A 26,195-nucleotide genomic window follows, 5' to 3' on the forward strand; every position below is an offset into this window, starting at 1 on the left:
GTTATGACGTCTCTCGACAACGCCACGGCAAGCCTGGCGAATTTCGATCCGCGCTCCGGTTCAGTGGTGGAACGCACATTGTTCAACCACCGCCTGTGGGTGCTGTTGGTGTGTGTGTTGACCACCCTGGTGCTTGGGTATCAAGCCACCCGTATCGAGCTCAATGCCAGCTTCGAAAAGATGATTCCTACCCAGCAGCCCTACATCGCCAACTACCTTGAGCACCAGAAACAGCTCACCGGCCTTGGCAATGCCCTGCGCATTGTGGTCGCCAACCGACATGGCGATATCTATGACGCCGAGTACCTGAAAACCCTGCAAGCCATGAGTGACAAACTCTATCTGACGCCGGGTGTCGACCGGGCCTACATGAAGTCGCTCTGGACACCCGCCACGCGCTGGGTCGCCGTGACCGAAGACGGCCTCGATGGCGGCCCGGTGATACCGGATGACTACAGCGGCACCGCCGCCAACCTCGAAGCGCTGCGGCGCAATGTCCAGCGCTCCAATGAAATCGGGCAGTTGGTGGCGTTCGACCAGACCTCGAGCATCATCTACGTGCCTTTGCTGGCCTCCACCGCCGACGGCAAACCGCTTGACTACGCGGAGTTGTCCGAGCAACTGGAGGCACTGCGTAGCACGTATCAAAGCGCCAACATCGACATTCACATCACCGGGTTCGCGAAAAAGGTCGGCGACCTGATTGCCGGCCTGAAGCAGATCCTGTTGTTTTTTGCCGTCGCGATCCTGATCACCACCGCTGTGCTTTTCTGGTACACCCGTTGCCTGCGCAGCACCGTACTGGTGGTGCTGTGCTCGCTGGTGGCGGTGGTCTGGCAGCTCGGTTTGCTGCCCTTGCTGGACTACCAACTGGACCCGTATTCGGTGCTGGTGCCCTTCCTGGTGTTTGCCATCGGCATGAGCCACGGTGCGCAGAAGATGAACGGCATCATGCAGGACATCGGTCGCGGCATGCACCGGGTCGTGGCCGCGCGCTTTACCTTTCGCCGATTGTTTCTCGCCGGGCTGACGGCGCTACTGTGCGATGCCGTGGGTTTCGCGGTGCTGATGCTGATCAAGATCCAGGTCATTCAAGACCTCGCGGTGATCGCCAGCATCGGTGTGGCGGTGTTGATCTTCACCAACCTGATCCTGCTGCCGGTGTTGCTCTCGTATGTCGGTGTCACCCCGCGCGCGGCACAACTGAGCCTCAAGAGCGAACAGGCCGAGCAAACCGGGCAGACGCGCCATGCCTTCTGGCGTTTTCTCGACCTGTTCACCCATCGGCGCTGGGCCAGCCTGTGCATTGCCATTAGCCTCGCGCTGGCGGCGATGGGTTTTCTGGTCAGCCTGCAACTGAAAATCGGTGACCTCGACGCCGGTGCGCCGGAGCTCCGTGCGGACTCGCGCTACAACCAGGACGATGCCTTCCTGACCCGTCATTACGGCGCCAGCAGCGACCTGTTTGCGGTGATGGTGAAAACCCCGCCCAGCAGTTGTGCGCGCTATGACATTCTCGCCAAGGTTGACGCCCTGGACTGGCAACTGCGTGCCTTGCCGGGCGTGGATTCGACCAACTCGCTGGCGCTGCTGAACCGACGCATGCTGGTCGGCCTCAGTGAAGGCAACCCGAAGTGGTACGAACTGCAGAACAACCAGGCGATGCTCAACATGATCACCGCCAGCGCACCGCGTGGCTTGTACAACGAAGACTGCAGCCTGTTGACCCTGTATGCCTACCTCACCGACCACAAGGCCGAAACGCTGACGCGCCTGGTCGAACACGTGGAAAAATTTGCCGCGGCAAATAACACCGACGAGGTGCAATTCCTTCTGGCCGCCGGTAATGCCGGCATCGAAGCGGCGACCAATATCGTGGTCAAGCAAGCCAACCGCGAGATGCTGGTATGGGTCTACGGCGCGGTGATTCTGCTGTGCCTGATCACCTTCCGCTCCTGGCGCGCCACGCTGTGCGCGGTGATTCCGTTGATGCTGACGTCGATCCTCTGCGAAGCCTTGATGGTATGGCTGAACATCGGCGTAAAAGTCGCCACCCTGCCGGTCATCGCCTTGGGCGTCGGTATCGGTGTCGACTATGCGTTGTACGTGATGAGCATTCTCCTGGGTCATCTGCGCCAGGGGGCAAGCCTGTCCGAAGCCTATTACCGCGCGCTGGTTTCTACCGGCAAGGTGGTGATGCTGACCGGTATCACCCTGGCCATTGGCGTCGCGACCTGGACGTTTTCACCGATCAAGTTCCAGGCCGACATGGGCGTGCTGCTGGCGTTCATGTTCGTCTGGAACATGGTCGGTGCCTTGGTGTTGCTGCCGGCGCTGGCGTACTTCCTGTTACCCGCACGCAGCGAGACACAGGGTGCCGTTGTGCCAATGACGTCAGCCAACGTGGCGGGGTCTGAGTCGGCGGTTATCGCCGACGTTCATCAGCTGCGAATCAAGGAGCTCTGCCATGGTCGCTAATTCCCCCGTAGAAAACGCCAGCCGACAAGCCGGCTTGGCGCAATCGCTGTTGTTGCTGTTGGGCAGCTGTCTGCCCGTGCTGGGCGCGGTGTTGCTGGCCCCGGTGTTGCCGCGGATGCAGGCGCATTTTGCCGACGTCTCCGGCAGCGCCGTGCTGGTGCCTGTGGTGTTGACCTTGCCGGCTTTGATGATCGCCTTGCTGGCGCCGTTCGCCGGGCTGATCGCCGATCGGCTGGGGCGCAAGCCATTGTTGCTGGCCAGCATGTTGTTGTACGTGCTCTGCGGCGTGCTGCCGCTCTGGCTCGACTCGCTTGCGGCAATCGTGCTCAGTCGTGCGGGCATCGGATTGGCCGAGGCGGGGATCATGACCTGCTGCACCACATTGATGGGTGACTACTACAGCGGTGCCAGGCGTGAGCGATTGTTTGCCTTGCAGATGGTCGCCACGTCGTTGTCGGCGGCGGTGTTCATCGCGCTGGGTGGCTTTCTTGGACAAAACGACTGGCGTACCCCGTTTGGCTTGTACGCCGTGGGCCTGGTTTTCCTGCCGTTGATGGCCTGGAAACTGTGGGAGCCGCAGCCTCGCGCGCAGCCAGAGCGAGCAACTCCGCCGGTGCCGGCAGGCAAATTTCCATGGCGCGCCCTTATGCCCATGTATGTGTTGTCGCTGTTGGCGGGCATGAGCCTGTTTATCGTGCCGGTACAGGCCGGCTACCTGCTCAACCTGCTGCACGTGGATGCCCCGCAACAGATCGGCATGACCATGGGCGCCAATCAACTGGGCGTGCTCATCGGGGCGTTGAGCTTCCGTTTGTTCAGCGGGATGCGGGGGCAACACATGCTGTTGATCGCCTTCGTACTGGCGGGCATCGGCGGGCTGTTGATGGCTGACGCCTTGACCCACGTGCAGGTCGTGGTTGCCGTGACGATCAACGGCCTGGGCATCGGCTTGATGCTGCCCACGCTGATCACCTGGATCATGGCGCAAGTCAATTTCCATCAACGCGGGCGGGCGGCGGGGTGTTTTACCGCGGCCATCTTCGCCGGCGAATTCATTAGCCCCCTGGTGGTACTCGGCGTGACCGGTGGCGGCGTCACCGCGCTGCCCCAAGCGTTGGCCATCGTCGGTGGGCTGCAACTGTTGGTGGCGGCGGTTTGCCTGGCCGTGCCCCGGCTCGGTGGCCTGTCACCTCATGCGAATGTTGTTGTCGGTGGCACCACCGCCGGCGACGGAAACTGAACGAGGATTTTTCATGCAAGCGCTTCCTGAATTCAAACGAGTGGTTACCGGTCACGATCAACATGGCCAGGCAATCGTCGCCAGCAATGGGCCGACGCCGAACGTGTTCCCGCTGTTGTCCGTGCCGGGCACGGTGTTTCATGAACTGTGGAACAGCAGCGCCAGCCCGGCGTTGCTGGACAACGCCAGCGATCCCAGCAGCAAACCGTTGCAACTGAGCCCCGGACCACAGGGCAGCGTGATTCGGGTGGTGGATATTCCACCGGACAGCGTGCAGAACCAGGTCAGCGCTGAAGAGGCCGCGGCAGCGTTCGCCGAAATTGGCCAATCCCACGCCGGTACCGGCAAAGCTGACTCCCGGCACAAATTGATGCACCGCACCGAGACGCTCGACTACGGCATCGTCACCGAGGGGGAAGTGTGGCTGGTACTGGATCAGGAAGAGGTGCACCTCAAGCGCGGCGACGTCGTGGTACAGCGCGGCACCAACCACGCCTGGAGCAATCGCACCGAAGCGATGGCGCGCATGGTCTTCATTCTTCTCGACGGGCGCTTCGCCGCTGAGTTGAACCCTGAGCAAGGAGCATCGGTATGAAACTCGCCACCCTGAAAAACGCCAGCCGTGACGGTCAGCTCGTCGTGGTCTCGCAGGACCTCGCCTGGGCACTGGACGCCAGTTGCGTGGCGCCGACCTTGCAGCACGCCATAGAAAACTGGAGCAGCAGCGAGCCGCGCTTGCAGGCGCTGTCCCGTCAATTGAATGCCGGCGAAGCGGCGGATGCCTTTGCCTTCGACCCAAGCCAGGCCATGGCACCCTTGCCGCGTGCCTATCAGTGGTGCGACGGCTCGGCCTTCCTCAGTCACGGTGCGCTGATGCAGAAAGCGTTCAACCTCGATCCCATCGACGGCGTCGAACACACGCCGCTGATGTACCAGGGTGCTGGCGACGATTTCATTGGTCCGCGCGACGATATCGTGCTGCCGAGCGAGAGCCAGGGCATCGATTTCGAAGGCGAGTTCGTGGTGCTGGTGGATGACGTGCCAATGGGTTGCGACGCACAAAGGGCGCTGCAGCACATCAAGTTGATCCTGCAGGTCAACGACGTCAGTTTGCGCGCCCTGGCCCCGCGGGAAATGCGTACCGGCTTCGGGTTCTTGCAGGCCAAGCCCTCATCCAGCTTCGCTGCGCTGGCCATCACCCCGGACGAACTGGGTGATGCCTGGCGCGACGGGCGAGTGCACTTGCCGTTGCAGGTGCACTGGAATGGCCAATGGTTCGGTCATCCGAACGGCGGGCAGATGAACTTCAGCTTCGGCCAGTTGATCGCCCATGCGGCGCTCACTCGTTCGCTGCGCGCGGGCACGCTGATCGGCTCCGGTACGGTCTCGAATGCCGAACGCAGTGCGGGTTCGGCCTGCATTGCCGAGCGTCGCGCCATTGAAATGATCGAGCACGGTGCCGCACAGACGGGCTTCATGCGCTTTGGCGACCGCGTGCGCATGGATGTCCTGGATAGCGACGGCCAGTCGTTGTTCGGCGGCATCGATCAATGCGTGGTCCAGGCCCAAGGCTGAGGAGCGGCTTATGCGTGTGTTGATTACCGGTGCCAATGGTTTTGTCGGACGAGAGCTGGTGCGCTGCTTGCTGGCGCGGGGCAGCTTGCGTGGCCAGCGCATTGGCTCGTTGCTGGTGCTGGACAGGGACTTGCAGGGCTTGCCGGAAGACGCTCGCCTGCGTCGTCATTTCGGCAGCGTGACCGATCCGGCCTTGATGCGCCGGGTGTTGGCCGACGGCATCGACGTGGTGTTCCATCTGGTCAGCATTCCCGGTGGCGCGGCAGAAGAGCAGTATGAACTCGGTTACCAGGTGAACCTGCTGGCCAGCCTGGAATTGCTCAACCAGCTGCGCAACAACAGCCAGCCACCCGTTTTGGTGTATGCCAGCAGCGTCGCGGTGTATGGCGGTGATTTGCCGGAACGGATGAACGAGGCTGCCGAGCTGCACCCCGAACTGTCCTATGGCACGCACAAGGCCATGGTGGAAAGCGCCGTGAGCGACCTTGCCCGGCGCGGCGACGTGGATGGTCGCGTGTTGCGCCTGCCGGGCATTGTCGCTCGGCCCCGCGAGCCCAATGGCTTGCGTTCGGCGTTCATGAGCGACCTGATGCGGGCCTTTGCCGAAGGCGAATCCTATCGCTGCCCGGTCTCGCCAGAGGCGACAGCCTGGTGGATGTCGGCGCGCTGCTGTGTGAACAACCTGATCCACGCTGCAGAGCTCGATGGCGCCGCGTTGGGCGCGCAACGGGTGTGGCAGTTGCCGGTTCTGCATTTGTCCATGGCCCAGGTGATCGACGCATTGGCCGAGCGCTACGGGCAAGAGCGCCGTAACCTGATCAGCTATGCGCCAGACGCCCGACTCGAAGCGCTGTTCGGGCGCATGCCACCACTGAAAACCCCGCAAGCGCGAGCCGCCGGTTTCAACCATGACCGTAATGCTGCCGCGCTGGTCCGCAACTCACTGAATCCCGCCACCCCCCGACACTTGCCCCTGACCGGAGAGACCCTTCATGTCACAGCCAAACAAGCCTAAGCGTCGTCTCGTCGACCTCTCGGTCACCCTCGACAACAACCCCTATACCGATCCGCCACCCTTGCTGCCGAAGATCGATTACATGGATCACCAACAAGGCTGGCCGGAAATGGCCGCGATGTTCCCCGGGCTGCAGCTCGAGCAGATGCCAGGCAACGAATCCTGGGCGGCCGAGCGACTGCACATCACCACCCACAGCGGCACGCACATGGATGCGCCCTGGCATTACGCCTCGACCACCGACGGCGGTCAGCCGGCGTTTGGCATCGATGAGTTACCGCTGGATTGGTGCCTGCAACCGGGGGTGAAGCTGGACTTTCGGCATATGGCGGACGGTCATGTGGTGACGGCCGACGAGCTCGAAGCCGAGCTGGGGCGAATTGGCCATCAATTGCAGCCACTGGATATCGTGCTGGTCAACACCCGTGCCGGGGCGTTATTCGGTCAACCGGGGTATCTGGATGCCGGTGTCGGAATCGGTCGTGAAGCCACCTTGTATCTGTTGGAGCGTGGGGTGCGGGTGGTCGGCACCGATGCCTGGAGTTGGGATGCACCATTCAAGTACACCCGAGAGCGTTTTGCAGCCGACGGCGATGCCTCGATCATTTGGGAAGGGCACAAGGCCGGACGCGATATCGGCTATGGGCAAATGGAAAAGCTCGCCAACCTGGAATCCCTGCCGGCCAGTGGATTCGTGGTGTCGTGTTTTCCCTACAAGATCAAGCACGCATCGGCGGGGTTTGTTCGCGCGGTGGCGATTTTCGAAGAGTAAGCCGCCAGCGCAAAAGCCAGGAACAGCCCTTGATAAAACACAATAAGAGAGAACACATGCGTCTGCCTCAAACGTTTCTAACGGCCGTGCTGGCACTGGGCAGCAGCCTGGTCATGGCGGCCAGCGCCGGCCCCGCGCAGCCCAATATCCTGCTGATCGTAGCCGATGACCTGGGGTATTCCGACCTGGGCAGCTACGGCGGCGAAATCAATACGCCAACCCTGGATCAACTAGCCAGGGATGGCCTGCAGTTCACCAACCTGTACGCTGCACCGACCTGTTCGATCACCCGCTCGATGCTGATGTCCGGCACCGACAATCACCTCGCCGGGCTCGGCACCATGGCTGAAGCCTTGCAACCGTTTCAACGGGGCAAGCCGGGTTACGAGGGGTATCTGAACCAGCGTTCTTACTCGATTGCCGAACTGCTGCAACAGGGCGGCTACAGCACCCTGATGGTCGGTAAATGGCACCTGGGCCTGGAGGCGGATCAAGGACCTGATCAACGAGGATTCGAGCAGTCTTTCACCTTGCTGGAGGGCGGTGCATCGCACTTCAAACCCTCCAGCCTCGACCCGACCAAAATCGAGCAGGTGCACTACCGCGAAAACGGCAAGGCCGTGGAGTTGCCGGAGAATTTCTATTCCTCGGACTTCTACACCGACAAGCTGATCGGCTACCTGCAAAACAGCCAGAAAGACCGCAAGCCGTTTTTCGCCTACGCGGCCTTCACGTCGCCGCACTGGCCGCTGCAAGCGCCCAAGGAGTACCTGGATAAGTACAAGGGGCGGTTTGATCAAGGGTACGACAGCGTCCGTTCGGCGCGGATCGAACGAATGAAAAGCCTTGGCATCATGGCCAGCGACGCCCGGCCGGCGCAGCCGTTGCCGGTCAATCCCAAACTGCCGGGCTGGGAGCAACTGAGCCCTGAGCAGCAACGCGTCGAGGCGCGGAAGATGGAAATCTATGCTGCCATGGTCGATAACCTCGACCATAACATCGGCCGCTTGATCGATTACCTGCGCCAGAGTGGCCAGTACGACAACACCCTGATCGTGTTCATGTCGGATAACGGGGCGGCGGGGGAGAACCACGCCCAGTTCTATCCACCGGGCGTGCGCACCGACAATAGCTATGCCAACCTCGGGCAGAAGGGATCACAGATCGACTATGGCCTGCGCTGGGCCGAGGTCAGCGCGGCTCCCTTCCACCTGCTCAAAGGCACCACTGCAGAAGGCGGCATCAGCGTGCCGGCGATCGTCCAGTTGCCCAAGGCATTGCGTCGTCAGGGGGTGGAACGCGCCGTAGCGCGGGTGGATGACCTGGCGCCGACCTTCCTGGAACTGGCAGGTATCGCACTGCCAGCCGATGCCGATAAACACCCGATCACCGGCAAATCAATGCTGCCAATGCTCGCCGGTAAAGGCAGCCCGCACATTGACGACAGCCTGGCCGGAGAGCTGTTCGGCAATGCCTATTACCGCGAGGGAAACCTGAAGCTGCTTGGCATGCGCCCGCAGGGCGGGTTTGGCGATAACGCCCAGCCGCCGCAATGGCAATTGTTCGATCTGGTGCAGGACCGCGGCGAAACCACCGACCTGGCGGCCGCCCAACCGGAGACGGTGCAACGGCTCAAGGCGGCCTGGATGAAGTATGCCGAGCGGGTGGGCGTGGTGTTTCCAACGCATTGACCGGGTTGCCCTCATGCAACAGCATGGATGCATGAGGGCAGACACTTTTCCTGCAGTCAGTCACCAGACCTTGAGTGTGTAGTCGATGTTGATCCGGGTTTCGTTGTCACTTCGGAATGTCGAGGCTGCACTCTGCTCATTGCGATACAACGCGTGGCGTAAGCGTAGAGCGAGGTTCTTTGCCGGGCCTGACTGTATGACATAGGCCAGCTCCAGATCTTTAGAGGACTCCGTCAGATCGCTGCCCCCCAGATGAGGCAGGTCGATGTGGCTTCCCCTCAAATAGCGGGCCATGCCGGTTAGCCCCGGCAGGCCGACGGCGGCAAAGTTGTAGTCGTAACGCGCCACCCAGGTCCGCTCCTTCGGGTTGACGAAGTCTGCGCTCATGGTGCCATCGCTGAGCACCATTGGCTCCCCACCGGCAATGTAGGCCATCGCCGTGTCGCCCGTCTGGTACATGTAACCCATGCCCAGGGTGTGGGCGGCGATCTGGTAGCTGAACATCGCACCGGCGTTGAGGTTGTCCACCTTGCCAGCTTCTGCCCGACCGTTCTCCCGACTGCGGTAGACCCGCACATCGGTCTTCAGTTTGCCGGGGCCGAGGGGCAGCAGATGGATGCCGCCTGCAAAGTCCTGGGTATAGATGTCCTTCAGTTCGGCGTGAAAATAGCGAAGCGTCAATGTGTCAGACCGGCGATAGTCGCCGCCGATGAAGTCAAACCGTTCGGAGCTGGCACCTGGTTTGAAGCGGCCATTGGGCGACGCCAGTGATATTGGCTGATAGTCGGTGGAATCGCGCAGGTTCACTCTATCCATGCGTCCCGTGTGCAACGTGAGGTCGTCGATGTCTTCGGAAACCGCATAGGCGCCTCGGAAGGATTGCGGCAGCAAACGCGCAGGACTTGCGGTGATCACTGGCAGGGCAGGGAACTGCGTGCCAATGGACAGGCGGGTCTTGGAGGTCTTCGCCTTGAGCGCCACGCCCAACTCCGAATACTCGTCTGCCGCCTCTCGGGTCGTTGGGTCGTAAGGCAGGAGTTGGGTGCCGGTCCGATCCGGCGATGAGTCCAGCTTGAGCCCCAGCATGCCCGTCAGGTCCAGGCCGAAGCCCACCGTCCCTTCAGTAAAGCCGGAATTGGCTTTGAGGATGAACCCCTGGGCCCACTCACGAGCGGCCGAATACGGACTGGTACCTTTGTAATCTCGATCCAGGTAGAAATTGCGTGCAGTCAGGGAAGCGCTGCTGCCGTCCACGAACCCTGCGCAGGCTGTAGTAGAGGCGCAGGCTATCGCCATGCCAAGGCCGTAGCGCCAAGGGCATTCAATGGTTTTTTGCATGTGATTTGTCCTGCTTTTATTGTTATGGACGCCTGATTCAGGTATTGCCGACGGTGTTCAGCTGGAGCAGCCGCTGCGGCTTCAAAAGCCGGACGGCGAGGGCTGCGAGGACGAAGGACAGGGCAAATAACAGGTAAAGGTCAGCGGGCTGCCACTGCGCATCGATCAACCGGCCCGCCACCAATGGCGAGAGGATCGCACCGGCGCGACCGATGCCAATGCCCCAACCCAGGCCGGTGACGCGCTGGGTGGCGGTGTAGATGCTCGGAGTAAGGGCATAGAGCCCGGCGACGCAGCCGTTGACGAAGATTCCGATCAGCAGCACCAGGGCGAAGGCCAGGTTCAGGTTGGCAGTGAATTGCACGAAGACTGCCAGCAGTACCGCATTGACCAGCAGGTAGGCCATGAGCACCCGCGACAGACGAAAGCGCGCCGCCAGCAAACCGATCAGCGAGGTGCCGAGAATGCCCCCGACGTTGAGTAGCACGCCACCAGTAATTCCCTGCGTATTCGACAGGCCGGCCGAAACCAGCAGCCTCGGCGTCCAGCTCATGACGAAATAGAAACCGAACATCACCAGAAAGAAGGCGATCCACACCAGCAAGGTTGAACGGAGCAAGGCTGGCGAGAAAAGCTCGGCAAAGGTGGCACGCAGCGGTTTCCTGGATTCGCGCAACGCCTCGGGCAACCGTTCGAGGGAGGTGATCGCCACTCGTTGCAGCAGAGCATTGCTACGTTCCAGCGCGCGCCGGGGTTGGCGAGACAGCAGGAATGCCAGGGACTCGGGCAACCAGAATGCAAGGATCGGCAAGGTCAGCAGCGTCGTTACGCCACCGTAGAAGAACACCGAACGCCAGCCCAGCGACGGGATGATCTGCGCCGCGATCAGGCCGCCGATTGTTGCGCCCAGTGCGTAGGCTGTGGATTGCAGGCTGATGGCCAGACTGCGCCACTTCTTGTTTGCGTACTCCCCAGCGATAACGTAGCTGCTGGCCAAAATGCCACCAATGCCAAGTCCGGTGATCAGGCGCAATACGGCCAGCATTTCTGGGGATGTCGCCCTTGATGACGCCAGCATGCCGAGCCCCGCAATGCCGACACACAGCAAGATGAGCGGCCGTCGCCCAAAGCGGTCGGCCCAGGGAGCGATAAACAACGAGCCGATAGCCATTCCAACAAGTCCTGCGCTGAGCAGGTAACCTAGGTGAGTGCCGCTCAGGCCCCAGTCGGCGGAAATGGAAGCCGCGGTGAATGCCATCACCAATACATCGAAGCCATCCAGCATGTTGATCAGAAAGCAGAGCGCAATCACGCCCCACTGGAAACTGACCATGGGTTTTTCGTCCAGCTGTTGCCCAATCGACTGGCTCATGGCGTCAGGCTCCGAGGTTATGGGTTGAGAGTTGATGTGAACGACGGGCAGCCGAAACCGCCCCGCCAAGCAGGGATTGCAGTGTGTACATGTCGATACCTTCTTGTTTTTGTAGGTCAGTGGAGCATGCAAGGTGCCTCGCAGCCGCGACTCGACTCCGGGGCGGCACCGCGCTCAGGACGAAGGAACGCCTGAGTCGGCCGGGAAAAATGCGCACGCACAGTCATTCAGAGCGCATGCGCCGTGTACTCAAGAAGTGGATTGGCGAAGCTGCTCGATGATGCGGCGGGCGCGATTGGCACCGACATCGACATGTATGTCGATCATTGGGCGCACGCCGAACCGGCACATGTTCCGGTACTGGGCTTCGATAATTTCCTTGTCTTCATCGAAGGTCAGTACCGTTTGCTCGATCACCTTTGCCTTGATGGCTTCGGGATCGCTTTCGGGGTTGGTGGCGATGGTCCAGAAGTAGTGACTGGTGGTTTCGGTCTCTGGCGTTACCCCGTGGAACCCGCGCATATGGAAACCACCGCGGTCGGGGTCATCGAGGTCATCGGTGCCGGCATCTACCGCACCGGTCCAGATGCGCAGGTGACTGACGTGAAATTCGATTTCCTGCCAGCGGTCCACGGTACCTTTGAACGGGTAGGCGGCCGTGTAGGTGGGGGGTGGAACAGAATCCGGCATGTGGCGCACGACCCGTACCACGTTGTCTTCACTTTCCACGCTCATCCGGGCATTCATGTGGATGCTGGCGTTGCCACCGATGGTGCGCAGGTGGACATAACCCAGATGGCTCAAGTCCATGAGGTTGTCGTGAATCAACTGATAAGGCGCGTTGTAGTGGTACACGCTACCGTCGAACAAATATTTGCCATTGCTGTGGACAGGGTAGGTCGGCGGCTCGCAGGCCGGTTCGGATTGAGTCTCGCTGCCAAACCAGATCCAGACGATCTGGTCCTGCTCACGTACATGATACGCGGGCACTTGGGCCTTGCTCGGAATCTTGTCCTGGCCAGGGATCTCGACGCATTGACCGCGTTCATCGAACAGCAGGCCGTGGTAGCCGCAACGAATGCCGGACTCTTCGAGCGTGCCGTTCGACAATGGCAGCGCTCTATGGCAGCAGCGGTCTTCCAGCGCAGCGACCTCGCCGTTGGCTTTGCGAAATAGCACGACAGGCTTGTTGAGCAGTGTCCGGCCCACGGGCTTGTCCTTCAACTCCCAACCCAGGGCAGCGACGTACCACTGGTTCAGGGGGAAGTCAGGCAAGGCAGGCGCTGGAATTTCTACGGCAAGCGTTTGGAGAGTGGATGTACTCATGGTGTTCTCCATGTTGTTGTTCGAATTCAGAGATCAAGTACCAGTCGTGATGATCTGGCGCGAGAGCAGCAGGGGGTAAAGCGGTCGTTTGCAGCGTGTTCGGTCACTGTCAGAAACTTGTCCCGGTGGTCTGGTATGCCCATGAGTACACGGGTTACGCAGGTGCCGCAGACACCTTGCTCGCAGGATGACTCGATCGCTATGCCGGCCTCGTCCAGCACTTCGAACACCGTGCGTTCGGCAGGAATCTGAAAAACCTGGCCACTGCTTGCCAGCTCGACTTCGAAGGGTGCATTAGCGCTTTGATCGATCGGGTCTGCGGCGAAGAATTCTTTATGGACGCGGTCCTGCGACCACCCGGCGTGCTGCGCAGCATCGAGGATGTACTTCATGAAACCCGCCGGCCCGCACACATAGAGATGGGTGCCAGCGTCTGGTGTCGCGAGCGAGGCTGACGCATCCAGCTTCTGGATCTGGGGGCCGCTATCGTCATGAAACTTTATGCGCCCGGCGAAAGGAGTTTGCGCAAGCATTGCAACGAACGCCGCGCGTTTGCTTGATCGAAAGCAGTAGTGCAACTCGAAATCGGCTCCCTGGTGCGATAGCTCATAGGCCATGGCCAGCATGGGCGTGATCCCGATGCCACCGCCAAACAGCAGGTGTCGGCTGGCTGAGCGATCAAGCGGAAAAAGGTTGCGCGGAGTGCTGATGGTGAGCGTTTGCCCAGACCGTACCTGCTCATGCATGGCTTTGGAGCCGCCACGGGAATCCGGGTCCTTGAGCACGCTGATCAGGTAGCGGTGGCGTTCCCGGGGATCGTTGCACAAGGAGTACTGCCGGGTAAGACCCTCGGCAATGTGGATGTCGATGTGGGCACCGGCCTCGAACGCCGGCAGCGTACTACCGTGCGCGGCACACAGTTCGAAACTGCAGATGCCTTCGGCTTCCTCTGCTTTGCGGGTGACGTTGACTTGAAGCATGACTTATCCCTCCACACTGAAGTGGCTGCTGAAAAAAAGCATTGGTCAGAGCATTGGCTGGGGGACGGGTCAGCCGGGCGCTGGGGCGTGGTGGGCGATCGTTTGCTTGATCAAGGCGAAGGAGGTGAGATTGAAGGGGTTCATGACCAGGACCTGATAATTATTTTTATGAGTCAGGGCGACGGCATATCATGCAGCTCATCCCCCGTGACGTTCGGTAGAGAAATCCTCCGATTATTTAGTTGCGGTGTCAACTAATATTCAAAGGCCTCGCCGATTCAAGGTGTTCGTTCAATGTCCGCAGAATCCCAACTGAACCTGACGCGTTATGTCCCTGCACTGTTGAATTTCTTGTCCAACAAGCTCTCTTCGGGGGCATCGCAGTGTTATCGCAAGCATTTCGGCATCGGTGTGGTCGAGTGGCGAATGCTCTCGATGCTCGCCGTGGAAAATGACATCACGGCCAATCGAATCTGTCAGACGATCGGACTCGACAAGAGTGCGGTCAGCCGTTCACTGCAATCGTTGGAAGTTGCAGGGCACATTTGCAGCCAGGTCGATCCGAAGGATGCGCGGCGCTACACCGTCAGCCTGACTGACAGCGGAAAAGCACTGCATGATCGGGTGCTCAAGGTTGCACTGGAACGAGAGCGGCGCTTGCTCAGCGGGCTCTCTGCTTCTGAAGTGGACACCCTGATCGATTTGTTGGGCCGCATGCATGCCCAGGTATCCAATGTGAACGACTACGATCCCGTAGACGCTTGAACCTGCGTATCAATGCCTGACCTCCCTTTGCGCCCTTATCGACTCGCTCGCCGATCGTTCAGGTATTGTGCTTGCCGATAGGTCGCATCCCGACAAGCGATTAGTCACCCCCCCTCTGTCACAGGCAACCTGTGCGCATCGCTCCGCCTGACCCGCCAAGTGACGCGTACCGGTTCCGGCTGCCTTACCGGGCCGGAGCCGGCTGATAACAATGGCCAACAAAAACAATAAAAGAGGGTTCATTCGATGGCTATTCGCTACATCGCCGCATTGCCGCGTGTGTCTTCAAGGCTGACGCTTGCCAGCGCGTTGGTGTCAGGCCTTTCTTGCACATGACCACCAACTTCCTCGGTGCTTTGCCCAGCCGCCTGAGTGTCGGCGGCAAGCTGTCCCTCGGCTTCGGTCTGGTGCTGATCTGCACGCTGGGCATGGCGCTCACCGCCTGGTATTCGGTGCAGGCCACGCAGTCCAGCGCCACACATTTACGCGAGCTGGATCGCCGCAAAGCCAATCTCGCCCAAGCGCGGCTTGCGGAGAAGGATTTCGGTTTGCTGCCGTCTCCGCAGACGGCCGCGCAGGTCGAGGAGGCACTGCGTCAGCTACAAGCCGGATCACCACTTGCACGCTTGGGCGAGGACTTCGCTCTTACGCTTGCGGACTCATCCGACCGATACCTGAAGGCGTTTCAAGCCTATGCCGAGGCGCGCCAGCAGGCGTTACAAGCGCGGCTATGCATGCAAGTGCTGGCGCAAACGTCGGGACAGCGTTTCGGCGAGGTGTTCCTCGATCAACTGGACGATATCAACCTGGATCTGGAGCAGCACAGGCTGCCCGATGCCCAGTCAATGCAGCAACTGGAGGAGGCGGTTGTATTACGCGAACGCTTGGCCAACCTGCGCGACAGCGAGCTGTATTTTACCCTGGATCCGCAGAAGCGTTATCGGGACGACTGGGTCAACCGTATCAGTGAGCTTGCCACGGCGTTGAGCAGCCTGAATGCGCAACTCGACGGCGATCGGCATCGTGCTCTGGATGAGGCCAGCGCGGCGTTGACCGAATATCGCCAGGCATTTTTGGGATATGCCGTCAGTGGTGAACAGGCCCTGGCGCAACAGGCGAGCATGTCGATTTCGGCTGAGAAAGTGACGATGCTATTGGAAGACGAGCGCGTCAGGGCCGGGCAAGCTTATGAATTACTTCGCCAACGTCTGGAGCTACAACTGGCGGTGATGGTGCTGCTGGCGGTGGTGCTCAGCGTCGGTGCGTGCCTGTTGATCCGTCGCTCGATTGTCACTCCACTGAGGTCGATGCTTGAACTGGCGCAACGTGTGGCGGCGGGGGATCTGAAAGAGCGTCCGGCACTGCCTGGTCGGCACGACGAGTTGGGCCAGCTCGGCCACGCGATCGACCTGATGCTGCAGGCGCTGCGAAATCTTGTGGGACGGATCGGCAGCGAAGTGCAACAGCTCGACTCTGCCGCCGTCACCCTGGACTCAATGGTCGAGCGCACAGGGCAGGGAGTACGTGCGCAGCGCGAACAGACCGCGCAGGTGGTCGAGGCCATGCAGCATATGACACTGGCTGCTGCGCAGGTTACCCGGCAAGTCGCAGACAACCAGATAACCCTGGGTGAGACCTGCGAGCTGATCCATCAGGGGGACGATCTGGTACGACAAGCCAGTCAAAGCCTGCAGCGGTTGGCGCGGGAAATGACCAGCAGTGCAAGCTCCATGCAAATGCTGGAACAGCAGAGCAAGGCTATTACCCGTGTGCTGGACGTGATCAGCGCCATCGCCGAGCAGACAAATCTACTGGCCTTGAACGCTGCTATCGAGGCTGCCCGTGCCGGTGAACATGGTCGTGGTTTTGCAGTAGTCGCGGATGAAGTACGGGCACTCGCCAGGCGCACGCAAGCGTCAACGGGGGAGATCGACAGCATGATTCAACGTCTCGGGCAGGTGACCGGTGATACCGCCGCCTGCCTGTGTGACAGCCAGCGGCTGACCGCTGAGGGCGTTGATCTGACTACGCGGGCGAACCAGGTTCTGGACGCGATTACCGAGGCTATCTCGCGTGTCGAACAAACCGGACAGAGCATCACCCAAGCGGCAGCGACCCAACACGACATCGTCTGCCGTGTCGATGCGGCCCTGGGTCAGGTGGACTTGGTGGTGGAGCAAAATGCCGAGGAGTGTGAACGCCTGGAAATGGCCAATGGCGACCTGCAGCGCCTGAGTGCAAGCCTTGGTCAAGCAGTAGGGGCATTTCACGCAAGCAGCTGAAAGCAGTGTGCCGAGCAAATCGGAGACGCTCTTCCAGCAACTGGGCCAATGACCTTGTCATCTTTTGCGTGATCCTCCAACGACGGCGCCCTGTTGATGACTGATGAGTGTTGGCTGTGAACGAATACTTGATATGTGTCGAGATCAGGTACGGAGGCGACGCGATCAGGTAATTGATTTGGCGGAAAAGCCGGGTAAGGTGGCGCATCTTTTGCCGCGGTGCCCACAATGACAAGCCCCAGTTTCAAGGATTCGAACGGCCAATTGGCGCAGGGCTTCAAGCCTCGTCACGTCACCATGCTTTCCATCGCCGGCATCATTGGTGCCGGCCTGTTCGTCGGGTCGGGGCATGCCATTGCCGCCGCTGGCCCGGCCGTCTTGCTGGCCTATCTGTTCTCCGGCCTGCTGGTCGTGCTGGTCATGCGCATGCTCGGGGAAATGGCGGTGGCCAATCCCGATACCGGATCGTTCTCTACCTATGCCGACCAGGCCATCGGGCGCTGGGCCGGGTTTACCATCGGTTGGCTTTATTGGTGGTTCTGGGTCCTGGTGATTCCCATCGAAGCCCTGGCGGCCGGCCATGTGCTGCACCAGTGGTTTCCCCAGGTCGATGCCTGGCTGTTCGCCCTGGGTTCGATCATCGCCCTGGTGGTGACCAATCTGTTCAGTGTGTCCAAGTACGGGGAGTTCGAATTCTGGTTCGCCATGGCCAAGGTCGTGGCGATCATCGGTTTCATCGGTGTGGGTTTTGCCGTGCTGATGGGCTGGGTTCCCGATCGCCAGGTCAGCGGCTTGAGCGGCCTGATGGCCCAGCACGGCGGCTTTGCCCCCAACGGCTTGTCCGCGGTGGTCGGCGCTTTCATCACCATCATGTTCAGCTTCATCGGTACGGAGGCGGTCACCATCGCCGCTGCCGAATCGAATAACCCCGCGCAAAACATTGCCAAGGCCACTCGCTCGGTGATCTGGCGGATCGGGGTGTTCTACCTGTTGTCGATTTTCGTGGTGATCTCCGTGGTGCCCTGGAATGATCCGCTGTTGGCTTCCGTGGGTTCCTACCAGCGCGCGCTTGAGCTGATGAACATTCCCCACGCCAAGTTCATGGTGGACGTGGTGGTACTGATCGCCGTGGCCAGTTGCATGAACTCCTCGATCTACATTGCCTCGCGCATGCTGTACTCGCTGGGCCGTCGTGGCGACGCACCGAAGGCGCTCAAGGCGACCTCCTCCGAAGGCGTGCCGCGGGCCGCCGTCATCGCCAGCACGGTGCTGGGCGCCGCGATCACTGTCTGGAGCTACTTCATGCCCGCCGGCCTGTTCGAGTTCCTGCTCGCCAGTTCCGGCGCCATCGCCTTGCTGGTGTACCTGGCCATTGCCGTGTCGCAGTTGCGCATGCGGCGGATGTTGCGTCGGCAGAAGGTCGAACTGGCCTTTCGCATGTGGTTGTTCCCAGGGCTGACCTGGTTGGTCATCCTGTTCATCTGTGCGGCGCTGGCGGTGATGATGATCACGCCCGAGCACCGCACCGAAGTGAGCGCGACCATCGGCCTGGCGTTGGCGATTTCCTTCATCGGCCTGGTGACATCCCGTGAACCGGCACGGGCTGCAAGGGCGACGTCGGTGGGATAGCTGGCTAGACTGCTTGTCGGGCTCTTAAGTATGTGGCCGATGGTTATGGTGGTGATACGGCCAGGAGGATGTCGTAGTGTCTGCCGATGTACCGTGTGATGGGGCGGCCAGTTCCTCCAGGTGGGTAATGATGTCGTCCGGTTTGAGCACCAGTACGTCGCTGTCCAGGGTGTCCAGGATCATCTCGGCGGTGTTGCCGATCAATGCGCCAGACAGTCCGGTGCGGGCCACACTACCGATCACTGTGAGCACCGCTTCGAGCTTGTGCGCGATGTACGGGATCAGAACCTCGGCAGGACCTTCCTCGATATGCAGGCGTTCGTCGCTGACGTCGAATTCGGCCTGGAATGTCTTGCACAGTTCGCGATAGAGCGCCTGAATACTTTCCTTGAGCTGGAATACGGAGTCGGCCGCCGACAGCATGGGGTAGGGGTGGGCACTCAACATGTGCAGCGTGCCCCCGGCCAGTGTGGCGATGTCATAGCCGTGGCTGACGATGCCGGAATGCAGGACGCGATGTTCCATGTCACTGCTGCCAGCATCGATGGCCGCGAGAATGGCGCCACCGGTCCAGGGCCTTGTGGTTTTTACGATAAGCACCGGGCTGGGGCAGTATCGCAGCAGCTTCCAGTCCTCGGGGGTAAGCAGGGCCTTTATCAGCGGGTTGTCGGGCAGGTGCTGCTTGATCACCAGGCCGCAGCCTTGCGCTTGCTGGGCGGCGATGATGGTCTTGTACGGACTCCCTTGCCAGGCCTGCTGGGTACTTACACTGTAACCCTCCTTTACCAGGGCGCCTTGCATGTCGTTCATGTAGGAGGAATGTTGATTGCCTTTGTCGCAAGCCAGCAGGTGCAGGTGCGACTGGGTAGCGCTGGCAATCATTTTGGCCCGGTTCAGGATCAGGTCGCTGGACTGCTGCCAATCCACCACCACCAAGGTGTTGCGAATGGTGTGCATGAGAGTCTTCCTGTGCGTGAGTACAGTTTTTTATTGGGGCGGCGGCAAGGGCGTTCTTGGCCTTACCCGCCCGTCAACCGGAAGCTCACTTACCGACTTCATGCACGCGACAGCTAATTGCGAATCCTGCCAGCCAGATTGTTGACGCTAGATCGCGCTGGCATTACTTACTGGAACGGCTGCTGATCGCTCATGCAACTGCGTAAGTTGACTCCATATCACTGGCGCTGTTCTTCCATGGCATCTATATTAAGTTGTAACGCGGCCGATACACTGCGTGTTGAATGACCTGCGTTAGTTCCTGGTGGTTGCGTTGCCGGCAATGAAACGCGTGAGCATCTGCCACGTTCAATGCCATGCCTGCCTGCGCCTTTCCGTCCGCACCAATGTAACGCGCAGAGGAATACCTCCAAACTTGGTGAAGTAAATCGAGTTGCCTTATTGCGTTTTCTTGCCCGCTCAACTCGATTGCTAAGTATGCGGGATATATTGTTTAAAGTTCAGTTAGCCCGTCGCTTGAGTTAGTTGATTTTCACCTAAAGATCCTCCGGGCAAACCCTATTCGATCTGATGAAAACGCGCCGTATTGCAAATGTTCGCACTGGACTCGCTCACCCTGCAGTCCTGCCATACTGTTGAGCATGACCAGCGCAACCTTCCGCTTCTACGAGGAGCTCAACGATTTCCTGCCGGCCGAGCGGCGGCGGCAGTCATTCACCTGCGAGTGCGCGCGAGGGGCGACGGTCAAGCACATGATCGAGGCGCTCGGGATACCGCACACGGAGGTCGAGTTGGTGCTGCTCAACGGTGAGTCGGTGGGCCTGGATCGGGTGATCATCGATGGTGACCGGCTGGCGGTGTATCCCAAGTTCGAAGCGCTGGACATCAGCCCGCTGCTGAAGGTGCGTGCGCAGCCTTTACGGGTGTTGCGCTTCGTCGCTGATGCGCACCTGGGTGGGCTGGCCAGCCTGTTGCGCATGAGCGGTTTCGACACGCTCTACGACAATGGCTTCGAGGATGGCGAGATCGCCGAGATCGCAGCAACGCAAGGGCGCATCGTGCTGACCCGCGACCGCGAGCTGCTCAAGCGGCGCATCATCAGCCACGGCTGTTACGTGCACGCTTTGAAGCCGTCGTTGCAGCTGCGTGAAATCTACGAACGCCTGGACCTGGCGCGTAGCGCTCGACCGTTCAGCCTGTGCCTTCATTGCAACCTGCCGCTGCACGAGATCAGCGCGGAACTGGCCCGCTTGCAGGTGCCGCCACGGGTTGGCGCGCTCTATTCGCACTTCCTGCGCTGCGACGGCTGCCAACGGATTTACTGGGAGGGTTCGCACTGGCGGGGCATGTGTGCACTGCTGGCACCTTTGCTGGATCGATAACTGAACTTGCAAGCCAGACGAGCACTTTTGCGCTGCTATGCTGATTACATCTGTTTCCATACTCGAGACGAGTAGCATGGCAGCACAAGGCAAGCATTCTCCGTTCATGTTCAAGGCCATGGCCTACCCGGCGGGAATTTTCCTGGTCGCCGGGGTTGCCATGACGCTGCTCGACACTTACTTCGACCTGACGTTGCTGACAGTTACCACGGGCTGGCTGCTGTTTTTTTGGGATTGGCTTTTACTGGAAACGCCAATGCCGAATTGGTCGCTGCTGATGATTATCGCGATTTTAATCGGTACGCTGTCTGTCGCGATTTTCTACGCCCGCATCACCGATGGCATTGACGGCGAGCTACACGAGATAGAGCGAAAAGTTTACAAAAAGAACAATCCCCAGTTCCCACGGCTGACGGAAAACCAGACGCTGTTGATGGAAGCTTTGGCCTATCATGCGAACTTTCGAAAAGTCGCAAATTTAGACTCCGTCTGCAAGCTTGTCTCCCTCAGCACGCTGGAAGTCGAAACCGGTCTGAAGCAACTCCAGGCCAAACGTCTTGTGAAGCAAAAAGTCACAAGGGGGACGTTCGGCTCCACCATTTTTGAACTGACCCTGGCCGGCAAGGATTACGCGTTAGAGCGCTTTGAGCTGACGTAGCCTGCACAGCCCCGCTGCAAGCCTCGCATCATGGCTTGAGGTTCAAGTGCGCATGTGCGCTCTTCGGATCGACAAACCAGTGCTGCGCATTGTGATCACTTGAAGTCAGGTCGGCCCTCAGGCCGTCTCTTGCGATAATGCGCAGGACGCAACCCGTAAGTAGTTCCGTCAGCTGCCGTTCAGCAATCTCCAATTCGTTCCCCGAAACCATCAACGCCGATTTGCTTGCTTTCGTGCGGGGTTAGGCAACCGGGGAGGGGCGGGTAAAACATCCTGCCCCTCTGCATTTTTCCGGCCTCACTCCCTGCTCAGGTTACTGCGGTCTCCATATCAGGACTTAACGTTCCCAACCAGGCCACCAGCCCCACAATCAACACCGCTGCCGATAACTCGACCAACACGCTGCGCCTTAACGCATTAGCCGCCACTCGATACTCCCCCTCCCGCAACGACCGTTGCAAAAGCGGGCCAAGGTGAAATCGGTTCAACGCGGCCAGCACCAACATCCCGGCAAACAACACCACTTTGATGAGCAGCAAAGTCCCGTAGGTGCTTAGCAGCACGGCATCGAGTTCTGGACCCACGATGAACAGGTAGTTCACGACGCCTGTGACCGTGATCACGACTACGATCAAAGCGCCCACCGATTCGAATCGGTTGACGACCCGGGCCAGCAACTTGATGCTTTCTGCTGTTTGCAGCGTGTCGAGCATTGCCATCCTGGCAAAGGCGACCAATGCACCCAGCCAGGCGCCTGCCGCCAGCAGGTGCAGTATGTCCATCGCAAAATGCCAATAACGACGACTGCCCTCATCCATCGCCCCATGACCGCTCCAGGCGAGACTGGCCAGGGCTATACCACCGGCAATAGTTGCGACTGACAAGCTAACGACAGGTGCACGTTGGTGGAGCAGCACCACTGAACCGCCAACAACCAACGCGATGATGCGCACGACCCAGGCAAAGCCTACGTCCGTCTCCAATACCATCATTTCAATATGCGGGTGCAGCTCGGCGAAGTCCGACTCCCCACTCATGGCGCTCGCCATTAGTACCATGCTGGCGACAGACATGAGTACACCCAGCACCGTCGTCCCCGCCAGCATGGACCGAAACGGCAACACGGCCCCCGACACTCGCTTTCGTCCTTCAAGGCTGTACAACCCGAAAAGTGCCATGCCAAAGAGCAGCATGAAATCCATGTACAAGCCGAAGCGCAGGGCAATGCTGGCCCAGTCGCTCATCAGTTATTTCACTTTGAACGAAACGTTGCCTGTGATCGGATGAGTGTCCGACGACACCGCGCGCCAATCGACTTGGTAGCTACCAGCGGGCAATGGAGAGAGCGGCGTGATAACCATGGTTTTCGGGTCGCTGCCGCCAGAGACTTTGGCCTTCATGGGCATCGGGGCATGGGCCATGCCCGGCATTTCGGTCATGACCAGTTTCGCGCCAGAGAACTGGGTCATGAGGTTTTCGGAAAAGTGCAGTTCGATCTTGGCGGGGGCCGGGCCGACCGCACCTTCCTGCGGGGTGGAGGAGAGCAATTTCGGGTGCGCCTGAGCGAAGGTGCTCATCAGCAGCGCGCTGGAAAGTGCGATGGCAACAGCGTTGGTTTTGATCAATCGCATACAAGGCCTCTCACCGCTTCAAGCGGTCATTTTTTTGATTGTAGTTAACGTGTACTAGAACCACAGCCGAACACCAAGGACCAGGCGTGCCTCACTGCGATCCTCGCCTTCTTCCCTGGCATAATCGGCTGTCTTGCCGTAGGTGCGGTTCCAGGTCACGCCGATGTAAGGGGCAAGCTCCCGGCGGATTTCATACCGCAGGCGCAGGCCCGCTTCAGTGTTGGACAGGCCGGAACCGATGCCTCGTTGCGGGTCGTTTTTGCCGTAGACATTAAGTTCGGCGGTTGGCTGCAAAATGAGTCGGTTGGTCAGCAGGATGTCGTAGTCGCCTTCCAGGCGCGCGGCGGTTTGGCCACCTTCACCGATGAAGGCCGTGGCTTCGGTCTCGAAGTTGTACAGGGCCATGCCTTGCACGCCGAACGCCGCCCAGGTTTGTGGGTCGCCGGGTTTGAAATCCTGGCGAACGCCGCCCACTACGTCCCACCACGGGGAGATGGCGTGGCCCCACAGTGCCTGGACCTCCGCATCTTCAGTCTTGCCATTGGTGCGTTCGCCTTCCGAGCGCAGCCACAGGCGGTCGATATCGCCGCCGATCCAACCCGAGATATCCCAGGCCAGGGTGCTGCCATCATCAGCGTCCTGCCATTCGAGCTTGTCGGCAAGCAAGTAATAGTTGAGTGCGGAGTCATGGACGTTATGGCCATGGGGGCTGACGAACACGGCGGCGCGGTCGGCATCGGTCAACGCCGGAATCGGCGTGCGGCTTTCGGCAGGCGCGGCAGGCTGCATCTGGCCGTCGTCCATGCTTTGCATCTGGCTGTGGTCCATGCCCTGCATTTGGCTATGATCCATGCCCTGCATCTGGCTATGATCCATGCCCTGCATCTGGCTATGATCCATGCCCTGCATATCGTTTGTGGCGGCCATTGCCGATGACAGTGTCAGGCTCGCGGTCACGAGCGCCAGAAAAATCGGAGTAATCCTGATCATGGGTAGCGCCTCATTCTTCCACGCGAACTTCACGGAACATGCCCATTTCCATGTGGTACAGGAGGTGGCAGTGATAGGCCCAGCGGCCGAGCGCGTCGGCAGTCACCCGATAACTGCGCCGTGAGCCTGGCGGCATGTCGATGGTGTGTTTGCGCACCATGAACTCGCCGTTCGCGTCTTCAAGGTCGCTCCACATGCCATGCAGGTGAATGGGATGCGTCATCATCGTGTCGTTGACCAATACGATGCGGATTCGCTCGCCGTACTTGAGGCGCAGCGGTTCAGCGTCGGAGAACTTCACGCCGTTGAACGACCAGGCGAACTTTTCCATGTGGCCAGTGAGGTGCAGTTCCACGGTGCGGCCGGGGTCGCGGCCGTCCGGGTCTGCGAAGGTGCTGCGCAAGTCGGAATAGGTCAGGACGCGACGACCATTGTCACGCAGGCCGAGGCCAGGGTCATCGAGTTTGGGTGAAGTGGTCATGGCTTGCATGTCCACCAGTGGATTGTTGTTTTCCGTTGCGGGATGGGACTGCATTTCGCCCATGCCGGTCATGCCGCTGTGATCCATGCCGGCCATGCCTTGCATTGAGCTGTGGTCCATGCCGGTCATCTGACTGTGATCCATGCCCGCCATGTCGCCGCCCATGCTGCCGTGATCCATACCGCCCATGCCCATGTCATCCATGGTCACCAGTGGTCTCGGGTCTAGGGCAGGGATCGGCGCGGACAAACCCACCTTCGCCGCCAGCGTGCCGCGGGCGTAGCCGGTACGATCCATCGACTGGGCAAACAGGGTGTAGGCATCCTGGGTCGGCTCGACGATCACATCGAACGTCTCTGCCACCGCGATGCGAAACTCGTCGACGCTCACCGGTTTGACATGCAGGCCGTCCGCTGCGACCACCGTCATTTTCAGGCCGGGAATGCGTACGTCGAAATAGGTCATGGCGGAGCCGTTGATAAAGCGCAGGCGCAGTTTCTCTCCGGGACGGAATACACCGGTCCAGTTCATGTCAGGCGCCTGGCCGTTCAACAAATAGGTGTAAGTCGCGCCGCTGACGTCGGCCAGGTCTGTGGGATTCATCTTCATTTCGGCCCACATCTTTCGATCTGCGACGGTGGAGCCCCAGCCTTTCTCGCTGACGTCGTGGATGAAGTCGCCCACGGTGCGCTTGTTGTAGTTGTAGTAATCCGACTGTTTTTTCAACGTCTTCATCAGGCCGACCGCGTCTTCGTCGGTCCAGTCGGTCAGCATCACCACATAATCGCGGTCGTACTCAAACGGCTCCGGCTCCTTCGCATCAATCACCAACGGGCCGTAGACGCCTGACTGCTCCTGAAGCCCCGAATGACTGTGATACCAGTACGTGCCGTTCTGCCTGACCTTGAATTGATAGACATACATCCCACCGGGTTCGATGCCGTGAAAACTCAGCCCCGGTACGCCGTCCATGTTGGCCGGCAACAAGATGCCGTGCCAGTGAATGGAGGTATCGGCATTGAGTTTGTTCCTCACCCGCAGCGTAACCGTGTCGCCTTCGCGCCAGCGCAGCAGGGGGCCGGGAATACCGCCATTGATGGTCATCGCGGTGCGCCGGTTGCCGGTGATGTTGACCGGGGTTTCGCCGATGAACAGGTCAAAGTCGGTACCGGCCAGGACATTCGCCTCGCCCGGGCTGGTAATCGCCCAGACAGGTGTGCGCCATAGCCCGAGGCCGCCGAGAATCCCGGTGGCGGCGAGCCCCTTCACAAAGGTTCGTCTAGAAGTTTCAGGTCGCATGACGCTGTGTTCCCTGTCAGTCGGAAGACGGAGCAATCAGGAGATGTTGCCACGTTCGATGAAGAGAGTAATGGGTGTGACCTTTCAGAAGACTGAGCTGAAGATTACGGTTTTGTCAGCTTCACCCGTGACCTCGAATTGGATCCTGTCATGCCAGACTTTGCGAATGTGGGCTTCACGCTTAAGTATCTTGACGTTGAGGTTCTCCTTGGCAATCGCTATGCAGATGAAGTCATAGGCGCGGCGCGAAGCCCTCAGGGGCCATACCCATCTGATGGAAACGATCGGGGTGGGCCTTGGCGCAGTGGATGCAAAAAGAGTTGGCGCATGACTT

General features: G+C 59.9%; 21 protein-coding genes and 2 pseudogenes. 13 read left to right on the top strand and 10 right to left on the bottom strand.

The features are described from left to right. Nucleotides 1–3: 3 nt before the first annotated feature. Genes AC3WWR_RS10495 through AC3WWR_RS10525 form a run of 7 tightly spaced genes read left to right on the top strand, consistent with a single transcriptional unit; the run spans nt 4 to nt 8,771 of the window. The gene (locus AC3WWR_RS10495) at nt 4–2,478 is read left to right on the top strand and encodes an efflux RND transporter permease subunit (RefSeq protein ID WP_432669271.1); all 2,475 of its coding nucleotides are present in this window, start codon (nt 4–6) and stop codon (nt 2,476–2,478) included. After that, nucleotides 2,468–3,718, top strand: a complete 1,251-nt coding sequence (locus AC3WWR_RS10500; RefSeq protein ID WP_033043548.1) for an MFS transporter — start codon at nt 2,468–2,470, stop codon at nt 3,716–3,718. Before AC3WWR_RS10495 ends, AC3WWR_RS10500 begins: the two co-directional genes overlap by 11 nt. 13 nt (nt 3,719–3,731) lie before the next feature. Further along, the gene (locus AC3WWR_RS10505; RefSeq protein WP_033043547.1) at nt 3,732–4,313 is read left to right on the top strand and encodes a cupin domain-containing protein; all 582 of its coding nucleotides are present in this window, start codon (nt 3,732–3,734) and stop codon (nt 4,311–4,313) included. Then, nucleotides 4,310–5,293, top strand: coding sequence for a fumarylacetoacetate hydrolase family protein (locus tag AC3WWR_RS10510; protein WP_033043545.1), 984 nt, complete (start codon nt 4,310–4,312; stop codon nt 5,291–5,293). Before AC3WWR_RS10505 ends, AC3WWR_RS10510 begins: the two co-directional genes overlap by 4 nt. 10 nt (nt 5,294–5,303) lie before the next feature. Further along, nucleotides 5,304–6,308: an NAD-dependent epimerase/dehydratase family protein gene (locus AC3WWR_RS10515; RefSeq protein ID WP_033043544.1), complete on the top strand. Its 1,005-nt coding sequence runs from the start codon at nt 5,304–5,306 to the stop codon at nt 6,306–6,308. Further along, complete coding sequence (locus AC3WWR_RS10520; protein ID WP_033043543.1) at nt 6,286–7,080, top strand: cyclase family protein; 795 nt, start codon at nt 6,286–6,288, stop codon at nt 7,078–7,080. Before AC3WWR_RS10515 ends, AC3WWR_RS10520 begins: the two co-directional genes overlap by 23 nt. Before the next feature lie 56 nt (nt 7,081–7,136). Beyond that, nucleotides 7,137–8,771 (top strand): arylsulfatase, encoded by a 1,635-nt coding sequence (locus tag AC3WWR_RS10525; protein ID WP_033043542.1) that lies wholly within the window; start codon nt 7,137–7,139, stop codon nt 8,769–8,771. 60 nt (nt 8,772–8,831) lie between these two features. On the opposite strand, the gene AC3WWR_RS10530 is transcribed toward AC3WWR_RS10525, so the two are convergent. The 4 genes from AC3WWR_RS10530 to AC3WWR_RS10545 all read right to left on the bottom strand — a co-directional run bounded on the left by AC3WWR_RS10530 (nt 8,832) and on the right by AC3WWR_RS10545 (nt 13,787). Continuing rightward, nucleotides 8,832–10,109: an OprD family porin gene (locus AC3WWR_RS10530; RefSeq protein ID WP_033043541.1), complete on the bottom strand. Its 1,278-nt coding sequence runs from the start codon at nt 10,107–10,109 to the stop codon at nt 8,832–8,834. 37 nt (nt 10,110–10,146) lie between these two features. Then, nucleotides 10,147–11,481: an MFS transporter gene (locus AC3WWR_RS10535; RefSeq protein WP_033043540.1), complete on the bottom strand. Its 1,335-nt coding sequence runs from the start codon at nt 11,479–11,481 to the stop codon at nt 10,147–10,149. 249 nt (nt 11,482–11,730) lie between these two features. Continuing rightward, a complete protein-coding gene (locus AC3WWR_RS10540; RefSeq protein WP_033043539.1) occupies nt 11,731–12,807 on the bottom strand; it encodes a Rieske 2Fe-2S domain-containing protein in 1,077 nt (358 codons plus the stop codon). Between the two features lie 26 nt (nt 12,808–12,833). Then, a complete protein-coding gene (locus AC3WWR_RS10545; RefSeq protein ID WP_033043538.1) occupies nt 12,834–13,787 on the bottom strand; it encodes a PDR/VanB family oxidoreductase in 954 nt (317 codons plus the stop codon). A gap of 294 nt (nt 13,788–14,081) precedes the next feature. Between AC3WWR_RS10545 and AC3WWR_RS10550 the strand changes: the two genes are divergently transcribed. The 4 genes and pseudogenes from AC3WWR_RS10550 to AC3WWR_RS10565 all read left to right on the top strand — a co-directional run bounded on the left by AC3WWR_RS10550 (nt 14,082) and on the right by AC3WWR_RS10565 (nt 18,463). Then, nucleotides 14,082–14,552 carry a MarR family winged helix-turn-helix transcriptional regulator gene (locus AC3WWR_RS10550; RefSeq protein WP_033043537.1) on the top strand — a complete coding sequence of 157 codons (471 nt, stop codon included), beginning with the start codon at nt 14,082–14,084 and terminating at the stop codon, nt 14,550–14,552. Nucleotides 14,553–15,781: 1,229 nt separating this feature from the next. Continuing rightward, nucleotides 15,782–15,970: pseudogene (locus AC3WWR_RS10555) on the top strand (HAMP domain-containing protein); the annotation flags it as partial. Nucleotides 15,971–16,048: 78 nt separating this feature from the next. Then, the gene (locus AC3WWR_RS10560) at nt 16,049–16,834 is read left to right on the top strand and encodes a methyl-accepting chemotaxis protein (RefSeq protein WP_432669661.1); all 786 of its coding nucleotides are present in this window, start codon (nt 16,049–16,051) and stop codon (nt 16,832–16,834) included. A 228-nt stretch (nt 16,835–17,062) separates the two neighbouring features. Continuing rightward, complete coding sequence (locus AC3WWR_RS10565; protein WP_033043536.1) at nt 17,063–18,463, top strand: amino acid permease; 1,401 nt, start codon at nt 17,063–17,065, stop codon at nt 18,461–18,463. Nucleotides 18,464–18,487: 24 nt separating this feature from the next. On the opposite strand, the gene AC3WWR_RS10570 is transcribed toward AC3WWR_RS10565, so the two are convergent. Further along, on the bottom strand, nt 18,488–19,420 hold the full coding sequence (locus AC3WWR_RS10570) for a universal stress protein (RefSeq protein WP_020798135.1): 933 nt from the start codon (nt 19,418–19,420) through the stop codon (nt 18,488–18,490). Nucleotides 19,421–20,061: 641 nt separating this feature from the next. Here AC3WWR_RS10570 and AC3WWR_RS10575 point away from each other — a divergent pair. Beyond that, the gene (locus tag AC3WWR_RS10575; protein ID WP_020798134.1) at nt 20,062–20,802 is read left to right on the top strand and encodes a Mut7-C RNAse domain-containing protein; all 741 of its coding nucleotides are present in this window, start codon (nt 20,062–20,064) and stop codon (nt 20,800–20,802) included. Nucleotides 20,803–20,878: 76 nt separating this feature from the next. After that, nucleotides 20,879–21,460 (top strand): hypothetical protein, encoded by a 582-nt coding sequence (locus tag AC3WWR_RS10580; protein ID WP_033044955.1) that lies wholly within the window; start codon nt 20,879–20,881, stop codon nt 21,458–21,460. 308 nt (nt 21,461–21,768) lie between these two features. Here the strand turns inward: AC3WWR_RS10580 and copD are convergent, their stop codons facing one another. The 5 genes and pseudogenes from copD to AC3WWR_RS10605 all read right to left on the bottom strand — a co-directional run. Then, nucleotides 21,769–22,704, bottom strand: a complete 936-nt coding sequence (gene copD / locus AC3WWR_RS10585) for a copper homeostasis membrane protein CopD (protein WP_020800327.1) — start codon at nt 22,702–22,704, stop codon at nt 21,769–21,771. A 3-nt stretch (nt 22,705–22,707) separates the two neighbouring features. After that, nucleotides 22,708–23,091: a copper homeostasis periplasmic binding protein CopC gene (gene copC, locus AC3WWR_RS10590; protein WP_033044954.1), complete on the bottom strand. Its 384-nt coding sequence runs from the start codon at nt 23,089–23,091 to the stop codon at nt 22,708–22,710. Between the two features lie 54 nt (nt 23,092–23,145). Continuing rightward, nucleotides 23,146–24,081, bottom strand: coding sequence for a copper resistance protein B (locus AC3WWR_RS10595; protein ID WP_492598676.1), 936 nt, complete (start codon nt 24,079–24,081; stop codon nt 23,146–23,148). Nucleotides 24,082–24,091: 10 nt separating this feature from the next. Next, nucleotides 24,092–25,861 (bottom strand): copper resistance system multicopper oxidase, encoded by a 1,770-nt coding sequence (locus AC3WWR_RS10600; protein ID WP_033044952.1) that lies wholly within the window; start codon nt 25,859–25,861, stop codon nt 24,092–24,094. A gap of 183 nt (nt 25,862–26,044) precedes the next feature. Next, nucleotides 26,045–26,162, bottom strand: a pseudogene (locus AC3WWR_RS10605) (transketolase family protein); the annotation flags it as partial. Nucleotides 26,163–26,195: the final 33 nt, after the last annotated feature.

It is taken from the genome of Pseudomonas sp. EB271-G4-1, assembly GCF_058791355.1.